The organism is Stenotrophomonas sp. STEN022, assembly GCF_056760155.1.
The window spans coordinates 1-13,446 of sequence record NZ_JBRREG010000061.1 but is presented as its reverse complement, the minus strand read 5'-3'; the positions used below and the strand labels follow the sequence as shown (position 1 = coordinate 13,446).

The 13,446-nt window shown below is 63.7% G+C and carries 12 protein-coding genes; 9 read left to right on the top strand and 3 right to left on the bottom strand.

Annotated features, from left to right (window positions below; genetic code table 11):
* Positions 1-88 precede the first annotated feature (88 nt).
* Both ACVOMF_RS13375 and ACVOMF_RS13370 read left to right on the top strand, forming a co-directional pair.
* Positions 89-835: a response regulator gene (locus ACVOMF_RS13375; protein ID WP_481509741.1), complete on the top strand. Its 747-nt coding sequence runs from the start codon at positions 89-91 to the stop codon at positions 833-835.
* Complete coding sequence (locus ACVOMF_RS13370) at positions 835-1,902, top strand: ATP-binding protein (protein WP_481509740.1); 1,068 nt, start codon at positions 835-837, stop codon at positions 1,900-1,902. Before ACVOMF_RS13375 ends, ACVOMF_RS13370 begins: the two co-directional genes overlap by 1 nt.
* A 37-nt stretch (positions 1,903-1,939) precedes the next feature.
* Here ACVOMF_RS13370 and ACVOMF_RS13365 read toward each other — a convergent pair whose 3' ends face one another.
* Positions 1,940-3,328, bottom strand: a complete 1,389-nt coding sequence (locus ACVOMF_RS13365; protein ID WP_481509739.1) for an FAD-binding oxidoreductase — start codon at positions 3,326-3,328, stop codon at positions 1,940-1,942.
* Between the two features lie 204 nt (positions 3,329-3,532).
* On the opposite strand from ACVOMF_RS13365, the gene serA reads away from it, so the two are divergent.
* Positions 3,533-4,774: a phosphoglycerate dehydrogenase gene (gene serA / locus ACVOMF_RS13360; RefSeq protein ID WP_481509753.1), complete on the top strand. Its 1,242-nt coding sequence runs from the start codon at positions 3,533-3,535 to the stop codon at positions 4,772-4,774.
* A gap of 277 nt (positions 4,775-5,051) precedes the next feature.
* Here serA and ACVOMF_RS13355 read toward each other — a convergent pair whose 3' ends face one another.
* Positions 5,052-5,597 carry an NUDIX hydrolase gene (locus tag ACVOMF_RS13355; RefSeq protein WP_481509752.1) on the bottom strand — a complete coding sequence of 182 codons (546 nt, stop codon included), beginning with the start codon at positions 5,595-5,597 and terminating at the stop codon, positions 5,052-5,054.
* Between the two features lie 188 nt (positions 5,598-5,785).
* Here ACVOMF_RS13355 and ACVOMF_RS13350 point away from each other — a divergent pair, with 188 nt between their 5' ends.
* From ACVOMF_RS13350 to ACVOMF_RS13325, 6 genes are all read left to right on the top strand, one after another.
* Positions 5,786-7,261, top strand: a complete 1,476-nt coding sequence (locus ACVOMF_RS13350; RefSeq protein WP_481509738.1) for an amino acid permease — start codon at positions 5,786-5,788, stop codon at positions 7,259-7,261.
* A gap of 78 nt (positions 7,262-7,339) precedes the next feature.
* Positions 7,340-8,785 carry an amino acid permease gene (locus ACVOMF_RS13345; RefSeq protein ID WP_481509737.1) on the top strand — a complete coding sequence of 482 codons (1,446 nt, stop codon included), beginning with the start codon at positions 7,340-7,342 and terminating at the stop codon, positions 8,783-8,785.
* 262 nt (positions 8,786-9,047) lie between these two features.
* The gene (locus ACVOMF_RS13340; protein ID WP_481509736.1) at positions 9,048-9,695 is read left to right on the top strand and encodes a methylthioribulose 1-phosphate dehydratase; all 648 of its coding nucleotides are present in this window, start codon (positions 9,048-9,050) and stop codon (positions 9,693-9,695) included.
* A gap of 28 nt (positions 9,696-9,723) precedes the next feature.
* Positions 9,724-10,278 carry a 1,2-dihydroxy-3-keto-5-methylthiopentene dioxygenase gene (locus tag ACVOMF_RS13335; RefSeq protein ID WP_481509735.1) on the top strand — a complete coding sequence of 185 codons (555 nt, stop codon included), beginning with the start codon at positions 9,724-9,726 and terminating at the stop codon, positions 10,276-10,278.
* A gap of 131 nt (positions 10,279-10,409) precedes the next feature.
* A complete protein-coding gene (mtnC, locus tag ACVOMF_RS13330) occupies positions 10,410-11,108 on the top strand; it encodes an acireductone synthase (RefSeq protein WP_481509734.1) in 699 nt (232 codons plus the stop codon).
* A gap of 191 nt (positions 11,109-11,299) precedes the next feature.
* On the top strand, positions 11,300-11,809 hold the full coding sequence (locus tag ACVOMF_RS13325) for an MgtC/SapB family protein (RefSeq protein ID WP_282269961.1): 510 nt from the start codon (positions 11,300-11,302) through the stop codon (positions 11,807-11,809).
* A 138-nt stretch (positions 11,810-11,947) separates the two neighbouring features.
* On the opposite strand, the gene ACVOMF_RS13320 is transcribed toward ACVOMF_RS13325, so the two are convergent.
* Positions 11,948-13,105: a metallophosphoesterase gene (locus ACVOMF_RS13320; protein WP_481509733.1), complete on the bottom strand. Its 1,158-nt coding sequence runs from the start codon at positions 13,103-13,105 to the stop codon at positions 11,948-11,950.
* Positions 13,106-13,446 lie beyond the last annotated feature (341 nt).

Below are 13,446 nucleotides of genomic sequence, written 5' to 3'. Positions count from 1 at the left end.
CGCGCAGTGTGGCTGCCGATGATGGGGTTTCGATGGAGGGAATGTGGAGATAGCATGGAGGCTAGAACCTTTCGGTCCCTACCCGGCAATGACTGCACATCTACCCGCCGCCGCGATGGCGCAATGGGACCGCTCCCATGATGCACTTGTCCTCATCGTCGAGGACGAAACCGAGATCGCCGACATCATTGCTGCCTATCTGGAGCGTGAGAAGCTGCGTGTCGTGCGGGCCAGCGACGGCCTCACCGCGCTGGAGCTGCATCGCAGTGCCCGTCCCGATCTGGTGTTGCTGGATGTGCAGCTGCCCGGCATCGACGGCTGGGGCGTGCTGTCACAACTGCGTCAGGGCAGCGACACTCCGATCATCATGCTGACTGCATTGGACCAGGACCTGGACAAGCTCACCGCATTGCGGATGGGTGCCGACGACTACGTGGTCAAGCCGTTCAACCCGGCCGAGGTCGCCGCCCGGGTACGCGCCGTACTGCGCCGCACCCTGCGCTCCGCGCCGCGACAGGTCGCCACATCGTTGCGCGCAGGGCCGTTGCTGATCGACCCACAGACCCATTCGGTGCACGTCGAGGGCGAAGGCTACAGCCATGAACTATTGCTTACGCTCACCGAATTCAAGCTGCTGCACTGCATGGCACTGGCACCCACCCGCATCTTCAGCCGCAGCGAGCTGATGCACCAGTGCCTGCCCGAGAGCGAGGCACTGGAACGCACCGTCGACAGCCATGTCAGCAAGCTGCGGCGCAAGCTCGATGACGTAGGCGTGACCAACATGCCGGCCAGTGTGCGCGGTGTCGGCTACCGTCTGGCGGCGGATCGCTGATGCGCCGCCCCGGGCTCAATCGACACATCGTCATGTCGATGTCGCTGATGGTCATCGGCGTCATCTTGATGATGGCCTTGTCCTCCTGCCTGCTGTACGCGATTCTGGTCGATTCCTATCCAGTCAGCATGCTGGAACTGCGGGAATGGTTGCCCACTGGCCCCGATCTGGCTTGGATGGCGTGCGTCACCGCTATCGGCTTGGCCTTGGCATTGGCCACGTCGATCCGACTCTCCCGCCGCATCGTGTCTCCGCTCAACACTTTGATGGAATCGGTGCGCGCGCTCGCCGATGGCGACCTGGGCGTGCGTGCCAGCGCCAGCGACGATGCGCTGGATGAGGTCGCCCTGCTGGTCGAGGACTTCAACACCATGGCCGCACGCCTGCAGCACATGGACCGCGAACGCACGCTGTGGCACGCGGCGATCGCACATGAGCTGCGCACGCCATTGACCATCCTGCGCGGCCGTCTGCAAGGCTTGGCTGATGGTGTGTTCCAGCCGGACGAAGCGCAGTTCCGCAGCCTGCTGGCACAGGTGGAAGGGCTGTCGCGACTGATCGAGGACCTGCGCGTGCTTGGGTTGGCCGGCAACGGCAGGCTCGACGTGCGACGTGCGCCCACCGACGTGGTGCAGGAAGTGCATTCGGTGATGACCATGGTCGACCCCGCGTTCCGCAGCGCCGGTTCCGTGCTGGAGCTGGAAACCCACCGCGACGAACACCTGGCGTATTGCGACCCGACCCGGCTGCGCCAGGCCCTGCTTGCCCTGCTGGAGAACGCGCGCCGCTATGCCAGCCCGGGGCGGGTGCGGATTTCAATCCAGGACGGCAAAGACCACGTGCAGCTGGCCATCGAGGACAACGGCCCGGGTATCGAGGCCCACCTGCAGCCGCATGTCTTCGATCCGTTCATGCGCGGCGATGGCTCGCGCTCGCGCCAAGGTGGTGGCAGCGGACTCGGACTTGCCGTGGTCAAGGCAATTGCCGATGCCCACGGCGGCCATGTCTGCTGCAGCAGCGGCGCCCAAGGTGGCAGCCGCTTCGTGCTGGAACTGCCGCGCGAGTAGCTGCTCCCTCCGGGAGTTCGCGCGGCCAGCTGCGCGGTTACTGATCGAACAGCTTGCCCGGGTTCAACAACCAGTTCGGATCGAACGTGCGCTTGACGCTACGCATCAACGCGACTTCGGCCTCGCTACGGGTGCTGGAGAGATAGGCCTTCTTGACCAGGCCGATACCGTGCTCGGCCGAAATGCTGCCATCAAACCGCAGCAGCACCTGCGCCAGCAGCTTGGTCACGTGCTCGCACTGGCTGAGGAATTCGGCGTCACTGGTGTCATCGGGCTTCAGCACGTTGATGTGCAGGTTGCCGTCGCCGATATGGCCAAACCACACCACCTCGAAGTGCGGATAGGCGCCATTGATCAGCGCCTGGGTTTCGGCCAGGAAGGCCGGCATTGCCGAGATCCGTACCGACACATCGTTCTTGTACGGCTTGTAGCGCGCCACCGACTCGGTGATGCCTTCGCGCAGACGCCACAGCTGCTGCGCCTGTGCTTCGCTGGTGCTGATCACGCCGTCCAGCACCCAGCCTTGCTCCATGCAATGCTCGAACGCCGCCAGCGCGGCGGCTTCGCCTGCCTCGTCAGCCGAGGCGTATTCGGTCACCACGTAATACGGGTGAATCTCCTCGAACGGATACTGCGCGCCATGCGCGGTGACGTGCTTGACCGCCAGGTCGGTGAAGAACTCGAAGGCCTCCAGCTGCAGACGTTCGCGGAAGGCAGAGAACACCTGCATCAGCACTTCGAACGACGGCAACGCCAGCACCATCACATTGGTGGCCGGCGGTGGATCGGTCAGCTTCAAGGTTGCTTCGACCACGATGCCGAGCGTGCCTTCCGAGCCGATCATCAACTGGCGGAAGTCGTAGCCGCTGGAGTTCTTGATCAAGCCCTTGTTGAGCTCCAGCAGTTCGCCGTTGCCGGCAACCACCTTGAGCCCAGCGATCCACTCGCGGGTATTGCCATAACGGATCACGCGGATACCGCCGGCGTTGGTGGCGATATTGCCGCCGATGGAACAGGAGCCACGCGCGGCGAAATCCACCGGATAGATCAGCCCATGTTCCTTGGCGGTGTTGTGCACCGCTTCCAGCGGCATGCCGGCCTGCACCACCAAGGTGCGATCCACCGCGTCAAAGCCTAGCGGCTTGTTCATGCGCTCCAGGCTCAGCACCAGTTCGCCGTTGGCCGCAACCGCGCCGCCGGACAGGCCGGTGCGGCCACCCGAAGGCACCACGGCCACTTTGTGTTCATTGGCCCAGCGCACCACTGCCTGCACTTCCTCGACACTGCCCGGCAGGGCAATGGCCAGCGGAGCCGGTGCCCAGCGCCGGGTCCAATCGCGTCCGTAATGCTCCAGATCACCCGGCTCGGTCTTCAGACGCAGGTCGGGACAGGACTGCAACAGGGATTCCAGGCGCGGATCGGTCATGGCGGTGTTTCGGCGGCGTGAAAGCCGCCAAGCGTGACAGCCCTGCCGCGCCCCGTCCAGTCGCCGCGACGGCCCGCCGCGCCACGATCTGGATTTCATATGAAACCTTTTCCCATCAATGCTTTGCCGCGTTGCGCAGCGCACAAAACAGCGCTCCGTTCTGGCATAGTTGGCGGCCTACCCACCTTCGCCGCCGTACACGACATGTCGCCCAAGAAGACCTCGTTCCCGAAGCAGGACATCCGCGTTTTGTTGCTTGAGGGGGTCAGCCAGACCGCCGTGGACGTCTTCAAGGCGGCCGGCTATTCGCAGATCGAGCTGTACAGCAAGTCCTTGCCCGAGGACGAACTGAAGGAACGCATCGCCGAAGCCCACATCGTGGGCATCCGTTCGCGCACCCACCTCAGCGCTGAGGTGCTGGCCCATGCCAAGCGTCTGATCGCTGTCGGTTGCTTCTGCATCGGCACCAACCAGGTCGACCTGGAAGCCGCCGAGCTGGCAGGCATTCCGGTCTTCAACGCGCCGTACTCCAACACCCGTTCGGTTGCCGAACTGGTGATCGCCGAGGCGATCATGCTGACCCGCGGCATCCCGCAGAAGAACGCCGAATGCCACCGCGGCGGCTGGTCCAAGTCGGCCGCCGGCAGCCATGAAGTGCGCGGCAAAACCCTGGGCATCATCGGCTACGGCCATATCGGCACCCAGGTCGGCGTACTGGCCGAGGCGCTGGGCATGCACGTGATCTTCCATGACATCGAAACCAAGCTGTCGTTGGGCAACGCGCACCCGGCAATCAGCCTGGACGACCTGCTGGCGCGCTCGGACGTGGTCACCCTGCACGTGCCGGAGAACGGCTCCACACAGTGGATGATCGGCGCCGAGCAGTTGGGCAAGATGAAGAAGGGCGCGCACCTGATCAATGCAGCGCGCGGCACCGTGGTCGATATCGCGGCGCTGGATGCGGCACTGGGTTCAGGCCATCTAGGCGGTGCCGCCGTGGACGTGTTCCCGGTCGAGCCCAAGGGCAATGGCGACCTGTTCGAATCGCCGCTGACCGCGCATGACAATGTGATCCTGACCCCGCACGTCGGCGGTTCCACGCTGGAAGCACAGGAAAACATCGGCGTTGAAGTGGCGGCCAAGCTGGTGCGTTACAGCGACAACGGCTCGACCCTGTCGGCCGTCAATTTCCCGGAAGTCACCCTGCCGGAGCATGAGCAGAGCCTGCGCCTGCTGCACATCCACCGCAACGTGCCGGGCGTGCTGTCCAAGATCAACGAGATCTTCTCGCGCCACAACCTCAACATCGACGGCCAGTTCCTGCGCACCGATCCCAAGGTCGGCTACGTGGTGATCGACATCACCGCCAGCGAAGAGCAGGCCACCGCCATCCGCGAAGAGCTGGCCGCGATCCAGGGCACCCTGCGCACCCGCATCCTGTACTAACGCCCCGGTAGTGCCGAGCCATGCTCGGCAGGGGCCTTACCAGCAAAAGCTGCCCTCACCCCAACCCCTCTCCCGCAGGCGGGAGAGGGGCTAGATTGGCTACGCGCAGCAGCACTACGTAGTGCCGAGCCATGCTCGGCAGGGGCTCTACCGGTCCCGTCGGAATATTGTGGGAGCGGCGTCAGCCGCGAAGCGGCTGGATTTCCAGGTTGCGGGGGCATTACCAGCGACCGGTCGCTGCCCGCTTCGCGGCTGACGCAGCTCCCACACGCCCGTTTTATCTCTGCAGCCACCGGTTTGCCATCCGCCGCATGGATTCATCTTGGTCATTGGCGATCTCGGCTACCGGCCGCCACGCCAGCTCCAGCGATTCCTCGCTGACCACGAACTTCTCGTTGCTTCCCGCAACAACCACATAGCGCACGTCATAGTGCCAATGACCAGGAACATCCTTGCGCTCGGGAATCCAGTGCCTGTCCAGATCAAAAATATCGCCCGACGCCAACGACAGGCCCGGCAGGCCGGATTCCTCTTCGGCCTCGCGCAGCGCTACCGCGCTCAGATCATGGTCGCCATCGGCATGCCCACCCAACTGCAACCAGCGCTGCAGCTTGCGGTGGTGGGTGAGCAACACGCGCTGGCCATCGGCGCTGACCAACCAGGCGCTACCAGTGAAATGACCAGCCAGACGCTCGCGGGTGAATGGGTCCACCCCCTCTTCGCCGAGCAGGGCCAGGAAGGCCTGCGCCACCTCCCCCTGCTCCCGGTGACGCCGGGAATAGTCCTCAAATGCTTGACGCAGCTGTAGATCCTCGCCGTGCATGACTGTAAGCACATCCAATCCAATCAATCCGACAGCCATTATCGCTGTCGATGTTGCAGTTGCGCTTGTCGAGTTTCGCTACCTTTGGCAAGGTAGAGCGGTTGCCGACCGTTCAGCTTGCGTCGCCATACAACCGGCCCCGTCGCCCCAGCGCGTTCGGGCCAATACACAGCTCGGGAATTTGCGGAATGCTTAAAGCACTGTTGAGGGTCAAGCCGGTCGAACCGGCCGCACATGTCGATGCCGGTGAGCCGATCGAAGGCAGCCTGCAAGGCGAAGCCACACTCAAGCGCACCCTCACCGCCAAGCATCTGATCCTGCTGGGCATTGGTGCGGTGATCGGCGCCGGCATCTTCGTGCTGACCGGCCAGGCTGCGGCCAACCACGCCGGGCCGGCGGTGATGCTGTCCTTCGTCTTCGCCGGCATTGCCTGTGCATTGGCCGGTCTTTGCTACGCAGAATTCGCGGCGATGATGCCGGTCTCTGGCAGCGCCTACTCCTATTCCTACGCCACCCTGGGCGAAGGCATGGCCTGGTTCATCGGCTGGTGCCTGGTACTGGAATACCTGTTCGCCTCGGCCTCGGTAGCGGTCGGTTGGTCGGCCTATCTGATCAGCTTCATCACAACCACGCTGCACATGCCCTTCCCCGATGCCTTGTCGGCGGCACCGCTGGCCTGGACCGGCAGCGAGTTCGTCAACTCGGGCAAGCTGTTCAACCTGCCCGCGGTGTTGATCGTGGCGGCCATTACCGGCCTGCTCTACGTCGGCGTGACCCAGTCCACCTTGGTCAATGCCATCATCGTTGCGATAAAGATCACCGTGATCTGTCTGTTCGTAGGCTTCGGCATCCAGTACATCGACCCGGCCAACTGGCAGCCGTTCATCCCTGAGAACACCGGCACCTTCGGTGAATTTGGCTGGAGTGGCGTGTTCCGTGCCGCCACCATCGTGTTCTTCGCCTATATCGGTTTCGATGCCGTTTCGACCGCCGCCGGTGAGACCAAGGACCCGCAGAAGAACATGCCGATCGGCCTGCTCGGTTCGCTGGCCGTCTGCACCCTGGTTTACATCGTGGTCTGCGCGGTGCTTACCGGTATGCTGCCGTACAACCTGCTCGGCACCGACAAACCGGTGGCCACCGCACTGGAAGCCTATCCCAGCCTGTCCTGGCTCAAGACCGCAGTCGAGATCGGCGCCATCGCCGGCCTGTCTTCGGTGGTGCTGGTGATGATGATGGGTCAGTCGCGCATCGCCTACACCATCTCCCGCGACGGCCTGCTGCCGAAGATGTTCGGCAAGGTCCATCCGCGCTTCCGCACCCCGTACGTCAGCACGGTGGTTGTAGGCGTGCTGGCTGCCCTGCTGGCCGGCCTGGTGCCGTTGAATGTGCTGGGCGAGCTGGTGTCGATGGGCACCCTGCTGGCCTTCGCTACGGTCTGCATCGGCGTACTGGTGCTGCGTCGTACCAAGCCGGACATCGTGCGCCCGTTCAAGGTGCCGGCCGCATGGTTGATCTGCCCGCTGGGCGCACTGGCTTGCCTGGCCTTGTTCATGCAGGCCTTCGTGGTGCATTGGCACCTGTTCGTTGGCTGGACACTGCTGGGCCTGTGCATCTATTTCGGCTACGGCATCCGCAACAGCAAGCTGAACAAGCAAGCCTGATCCACACCCCGACCGGCGCCTTGCGCGCCGGTTTTCTTTTGCGCGCCCGCCGCGCACCGATGAGCGAAGACCCGAAACATGTTCAAGCAACTCTGGGCCACCAAACATCCACACGCCGCACATGAGGAAGCCAATGGCCTGAGTCTGCGCCGCACCCTCGGCCCCTGGGGGTTGACCGCACTGGGCATCGGCGCGGTGATCGGCGGCGGTATCTTCGTCATCACCGGCCAGGCCGCGGCCAACCATGCCGGCCCGGCGATCATGCTGTCGTTCGTGCTGGCGGCCATCTGCTGCGCGTTCTGCGCGCTGGCCTACGCCGAGTTTGCCTCGATGGTGCCGGTCTCCGGCAGTGCGTACACCTATACCTACGCCACCTTCGGCGAGCTGTCGGCCTGGTTCATCGGCTGGATGCTGGTCCTGGAGTACGGCGTTTCGGCTTCGGCAGTGGCTGTCAGCTGGACGGGCTATTTCCTGAGCTTCCTCGCCCATTTCGACATCCACCTGCCAGCAGCCTTGGTCAGTGCGCCGCTGGATGCACAGCTCAAGCCCACCGGCGCCATCGCCAACATCCCCGCGGCGATCCTGGTGCTGCTGCTGACCTGGCTGTGCTACGTCGGCATCAGCAAGTCCTCGGCGATGAACATGGCCATGGTGGTGCTCAAGACTGGCCTGATCATCCTGGTGATCGTGGCCGGCTGGAAGTACGTGGACACCAGCAACTGGACCCCGTTCATCCCCGCCAACGAAGGCCCCGGCAAGTACGGCTTTGAAGGCGTGCTGCGCGGCGCGGCGATGGTGTTCTTCGCCTATATCGGCTTTGAAGCAGTGTCGGTGGCAGCGCAGGAATCGCACCGCCCGCAGCGCGACCTGCCGATCGGCATGTTGTTGTCGCTGGTGATCTGCACCGTGCTGTACATCGCAATGGCTGCCGTGATGACCGGTCTGGTGCCTTACCAGTTGCTGGGCACGGCCGAGCCGGTGGTCACCGCCGTTGCCGCGCACCCGCAGCTGGATTGGCTGCGCATCATCGTCGAAGTCGGCGCACTGATCGGCCTGGCTTCGGTGGTGCTGGTGATGGTGATCGGCCAACCGCGCATCTTCATGATCATGGGCCGCGACGGCCTGCTGCCGCCGGTATTCACCAAGATCCACCCCAAGTACCGCACCCCGCACATCAACACCGTGATTACCGGCATCGGTATTGCCCTGCTGGCGGCGCTGTTCCCGCTGGACATTCTCGGTGAACTGACCTCGATGGGCACGCTGATCGCCTTTGCCGCGGTCTGCGCCGGCGTGCTGGTACTGCGCCGCACCCAGCCAGACCTGCCGCGCCCGTTCCGCATCCCGATGGCCTGGCTGGTCTGCAGCCTCGGCGTGCTCAGCTGCGTCGCGTTGCTGACCGCGATGACGCTGCATAACTGGATGCTGATGGGCGTATGGACCGCGACCGGCTTTATCATCTACTTCCTGTACGGCGTGCGTCACAGCAAGCTCAATGCGGCCAACAAGGCCAACAACGGCTGAGTTGTCAGCGGTGAACGAAACTGAAGCCCGGGAGCGATCCCGGGCTTTTTCGTTATCGGATAGCCCGGACCGCCCGTAGCCCGGCTAAGCGAAAGCGCACCCGGGGCCGTTCTCGGAGGTCTATCTTCCAAGCTCCCGGGTGCGCTTTCGCTTAGCCGGGCTACAGGAACGGGGCTCCTCGGTCCCTCCCATATTCCATGGCGGCATCAGCTCCATCCGGATACATGCATGAACCTGCGGGCGTTCTTAGTAGAATGGCCCCATGAACGCGACTACCGTCCCCTACGACGCCCAGCGACTGAGCGAACTGGCCCAGCTGCTGATCGACAACATCCGCGAGCTGGCCCACGCCGGCTGGACACCTGCCACCAGCAGCAACTTCTCGCACCGGCTGGACGACCAGCATGCAGCCATCACCGTGTCCGGCAAGGACAAGGGCCGGCTGATCGAAAGCGACATCATGGTGGTGGATTTCGACGGCAAGGCCGTGGGCCGCCCGCTGCGCCCTTCGGCGGAAACCCTGCTGCACACCCAGCTCTACGCCCGCTTCCCGGAAATCGGTTGCGTGCTGCACACCCATTCGCCGGTGCAGACCATCGCTTCGCGCCTGTACGGCAGCGACGGCCACATCCGCCTGGAAGGCTATGAGCTGCTCAAGGCGCTGCATGGCAACACCACCCACGAAACCGCCGTCGACCTGAAGGTGTTCCCCAACACCCAGGACATGGACGTGCTGGCCGCCCAGGTCGAGGCCGAACTCGACAAGGGCCCGATGTGGGGCTATCTGATCGACGGCCACGGCCTGTATGCCTGGGGCCGCGACATGGCCGAAGCCCGTCGCCACCTGGAGGCGTTTGAGTTCCTGTTGCATTGCGAACTGGAACTGCGCCGCCTGCGCGGCCACGCCTGATCCTTCCTTCTACTACGTCGAGTCCCCCATGAGCCGACTGCGCATTTTCAACGACACCGCCCCGGACGCGCCGCTGTTCGACAGCCGCGACGGCGAGGTCATCGCTGCCGAACTGAACAAGATCGGCGTCACCTTCGAACGCTGGCAAGCCAAGCACCCGGTCACTCCGGGCGCCAGCCAGGAAGAAGTGTTCGCCGCCTACCGCGAAGACATTGATCGCCTGGTCGCAGAGCATGGCTTCAAGAGCGTGGACGTGGCCTCGATCGCCCCGGACAACCCGGCGCGCGCCGAGATCCGCAAGAAGTTCCTCGACGAGCATTACCACAAGGAAGACGAAGTCCGCTTCTTCGTCGCCGGCTCCGGCCTGTTCACCCTGCACGTGGGCGACAAGGTCTATGAAGTGGAATGCGTGAAGGACGACCTGATCGCCGTACCCGACAGCGTCAACCACTGGTTCGACATGGGCGAGGAACCCAGTTTCGCCGCCATCCGCTTCTTCACCGAGCCGGACGGCTGGGTTGGCCACTTCACCGGCACCGACATCGCCCAGCGCTTCCCGCGCTACGCGCCCAGCGCGGCATAGAGCCCGCTGTTGCCTGAAGCCCCTCTCCCGTCCACGGGAGAGGGGTTGGGGTGAGGGCAGCTCTTGGCTCTTTCCCCTATCCTCGCCAACCAAGCACTCGTGCCCCTAGAAGCACCGTGCAGGAAAACCGCATGACCATCAAAGCCATCCTCACCGACATCGAGGGCACCACCTCCAGCATCTCCTTCGTCAAGGAAGTGCTGTTCCCGTATGCACGCAATGCCCTGCCCGGCTTCGTGCAGGCCCACGGCAACGAACCGCAGGTCCGCCAGTGGCTGGATGCGGTGGCCACCGAGATTTCCGCCAGCGCCTGCCAGGACGAGGTCATCGTCGAAACCCTGCAGGGCTGGATCGACCAGGACCGCAAACACACCGCGCTGAAGGCGCTGCAGGGCATGCTCTGGGACGTGGGTTACCGCAACGGCGACTACACCGCCCACCTGTACCCCGAAGTGGCCGACGTGCTGCGCGGCTGGCACGCCAGCGGCCTGCCGCTCTACGTGTACTCCTCCGGCTCGGTGCCGGCGCAGAAGCTGTTCTTCGGCTTCAGCGATGCCGGTGACTTGAACAGCCTGTTTTCCGGCAACTTCGACACCGAGGTTGGCGGCAAGCGCGAGGCGCCCAGCTATGCGCATATCGCCAAGGCCATCAACATCGCCCCGGCCGAAATCCTGTTCCTCTCCGACGTGGTCGAGGAATTGGACGCCGCACGCGAAGCCGGCCTGCAGACGGTGCTGGTCGACCGCCTCAGCGATTACCCGCAGCCGCGCAGCGGTGAGGCCACCCATGGGCATGTCCGGGTCGAGCGCTTCGACCAGATAGCGCTTTGATTCTCTGATCGACACACAGAAAGACGGCCCCTCATGGGGCCGTTTTTTTTGCAGGACCCATCGCACATGCCTGAATGTGCAGCGCCGCTTTTCACACCAGCAGCACATCGGCATCACCACCGGTAAAGCAAACGCTGCGCAGGATCAGTACTCCATCGCCAGCTCCGCCATCACACCAAGGACGCCCTCGCATGAGCATCACCGAAGAAATCGGTCAGGCGCTGGCCGCCGAGTTCGCCATTCCCGATGTCGGCACACTGACCGTCATCGTCTCGCGGCTGGCCACCGCCATCGTGCTCGGCGGACTGCTTGGCCTGGAACGCGAACGCAAAGGACGCGCCGCCGGTTTGAAGACCCATATCCTGGTCTCGGTAGGTTCGGCGCTGTTCGTACTGGCACCCTTGCAGATGGGCATTTCTGGTGCCGATGTCACCCGCGTGATGCAGGGCATCGTCTCCGGCATCGGCTTCCTCGGCGCTGGCGCCATCCTCAAGCTCGACAACGAAGAACGCATCCAGGGCCTGACCACGGCCGCGGGTATCTGGATGACCGCGGCCATCGGCATGGCAGCCGGCATGGGCATGGAAATGGTGGCCTTCATCACCACGATTGCCGCCTTGGCGGTCGTGAGCACGCTACCGAAGCTGATGCCGGATAAACGGAAGAACGTCGATGGCAGCGAAGCAGACCTAGATACCTGACCAAACTGACATCGAACCCAGCTTTTTTTTGTGGGAGCGGCGTAAGCCGCGAAGCAAGCGAGTCATCAGATCGCAAAGCTGCCAATCGGCATAGCAGGACCGGCTTCGCGGCTTACACCGCTCCCACAAGTCCGGTGGTTACCTGGCGGGACTGCGCAGCACCAACACATCGATGCTCGAAGGCACGCCAAGACGCGCAGTGAAGCCATCCCATTGGCCCACACCGCTGCTGACGAACAAGGTCATCTCCCGCACCCGGTACTCGCCGCGCACAAAGCCGTGGTTGAACGGCGCTACCACCCAGCGGTCGAATCCCAGCATGTGCCCGCCATGGGTGTGACCGGAAATCTGCAGGTCGATCGCGCCGGTAGCAGCGGCCGCGCGCGCCTGTTTGGGTTGGTGCGCAAGCAATATATGGACGTCGCCGCCCCTGCCACCATCCACAACGGCCTGCATGTCCGGCGCCAGGCCACCGTGCATGTACGAACTCGGCTTCAGTGCCGCGAGGTCACCGATGCCGGAGACCGCCAGCCTGCGGCCATTGATATTCAGCAGTGCGGTCTGGTTCTCCAGCACGCCCAGGCCCATCTGCCGGAAATGCGCCATCCACGCACTGTAGTCGTAGTAGTACTCATGGTTGCCCGGTGCCAACCAGACGCCATAAGGCGCCTTGAGCTGCGCCAGCGGCGCGGCGAACCGACCGCTGTCCTCCAAGCCGCCATCGGCCATGTCGCCGGGCAACACGATCATGTCAGGTTTGACCGCAAGGGTTGCATCGACGATGCGCTGGGTCCGCCAGCTGCGCTTGACCGGGCTGATATGCAGGTCGGCCAATACCGCCACGCGCAGGCCATCCATTTCCTTGGGCAGGTTCGGCACGACCAGATCGCGTTCGTTTACCTGCGGTGGCTTGAGGCCGTTGTAGATGCCGAGCGTGGCCAACAGCACAATCACCAGCGCCGCGCCCTGATTGAAACCGACGCCATGCCAAAGCGTTGCCAGACGTGAGCTGCGCGGCAGCAGGCGTGACAGCAACCAGCCTGCTTCGCGCAGCAGCACGAATACCAGCACCAGCATGAACATCACCAGCACCCAGCCGAACACCAGCTGGATCCAGGCTTCGACCGTGTAACTGAAGATGTCCAGCCTCCACAAGGTGGCGAAGCTCAGGCCGATCAGGGCAAGCAGCACACTGATGCCCGTCCGCCACCGGCGTTGCGGCTTGGACAAGGGATGGACTGGCCACCAGAACAGGATGGCCAACAACGGCAGCAGCAGCGATACGATAAAAGTCATCAGTGGTACGCGGTAAGTAAACTGAGAACGCCCGCGATCAGACCGCCTACGGGCTCAGGAGAGTGCCGTGCACTGTGGCACAGCAACATGGCAGACCGAGCGCCCACAGCTGGAACACTACGTAGCCCAACCGTAGCGCCGAGCCATGCCCGGCTGGAGCGCACCGGCCACGCCGATTTGCCGATCGTTTCAGCTGCGAAGCCCGCAATCATTCTGATTGCAGGCCCTACTGCGGTTTCATTGTTGCCAGCTTCGCGGCGGATGCCGCTCCCACAAACAATACATGTAGAGACGAGCACACCTCGGCTGGCGCTTTTACCGTGGAGCCCTTGCCCCGCAAT

Coding starts and splice junctions, on each gene's coding strand:
- ACVOMF_RS13325 (WP_282269961.1), top strand. CDS start 11,300: ATGAGCATCACCGAAGAAATCGGTCAGGCGCTGGCCGCCGAGTTCGCC.
- ACVOMF_RS13355 (WP_481509752.1), bottom strand. CDS start 5,597: ATGCACGGCGAGGATCTACAGCTGCGTCAAGCATTTGAGGACTATTCC.
- mtnC (WP_481509734.1), top strand. CDS start 10,410: ATGACCATCAAAGCCATCCTCACCGACATCGAGGGCACCACCTCCAGC.
- serA (WP_481509753.1), top strand. CDS start 3,533: ATGTCGCCCAAGAAGACCTCGTTCCCGAAGCAGGACATCCGCGTTTTG.
- ACVOMF_RS13365 (WP_481509739.1), bottom strand. CDS start 3,328: ATGACCGATCCGCGCCTGGAATCCCTGTTGCAGTCCTGTCCCGACCTG.
- ACVOMF_RS13335 (WP_481509735.1), top strand. CDS start 9,724: ATGAGCCGACTGCGCATTTTCAACGACACCGCCCCGGACGCGCCGCTG.
- ACVOMF_RS13375 (WP_481509741.1), top strand. CDS start 89: ATGACTGCACATCTACCCGCCGCCGCGATGGCGCAATGGGACCGCTCC.
- ACVOMF_RS13320 (WP_481509733.1), bottom strand. CDS start 13,105: ATGACTTTTATCGTATCGCTGCTGCTGCCGTTGTTGGCCATCCTGTTC.
- ACVOMF_RS13370 (WP_481509740.1), top strand. CDS start 835: ATGCGCCGCCCCGGGCTCAATCGACACATCGTCATGTCGATGTCGCTG.
- ACVOMF_RS13340 (WP_481509736.1), top strand. CDS start 9,048: ATGAACGCGACTACCGTCCCCTACGACGCCCAGCGACTGAGCGAACTG.
- ACVOMF_RS13345 (WP_481509737.1), top strand. CDS start 7,340: ATGTTCAAGCAACTCTGGGCCACCAAACATCCACACGCCGCACATGAG.
- ACVOMF_RS13350 (WP_481509738.1), top strand. CDS start 5,786: ATGCTTAAAGCACTGTTGAGGGTCAAGCCGGTCGAACCGGCCGCACAT.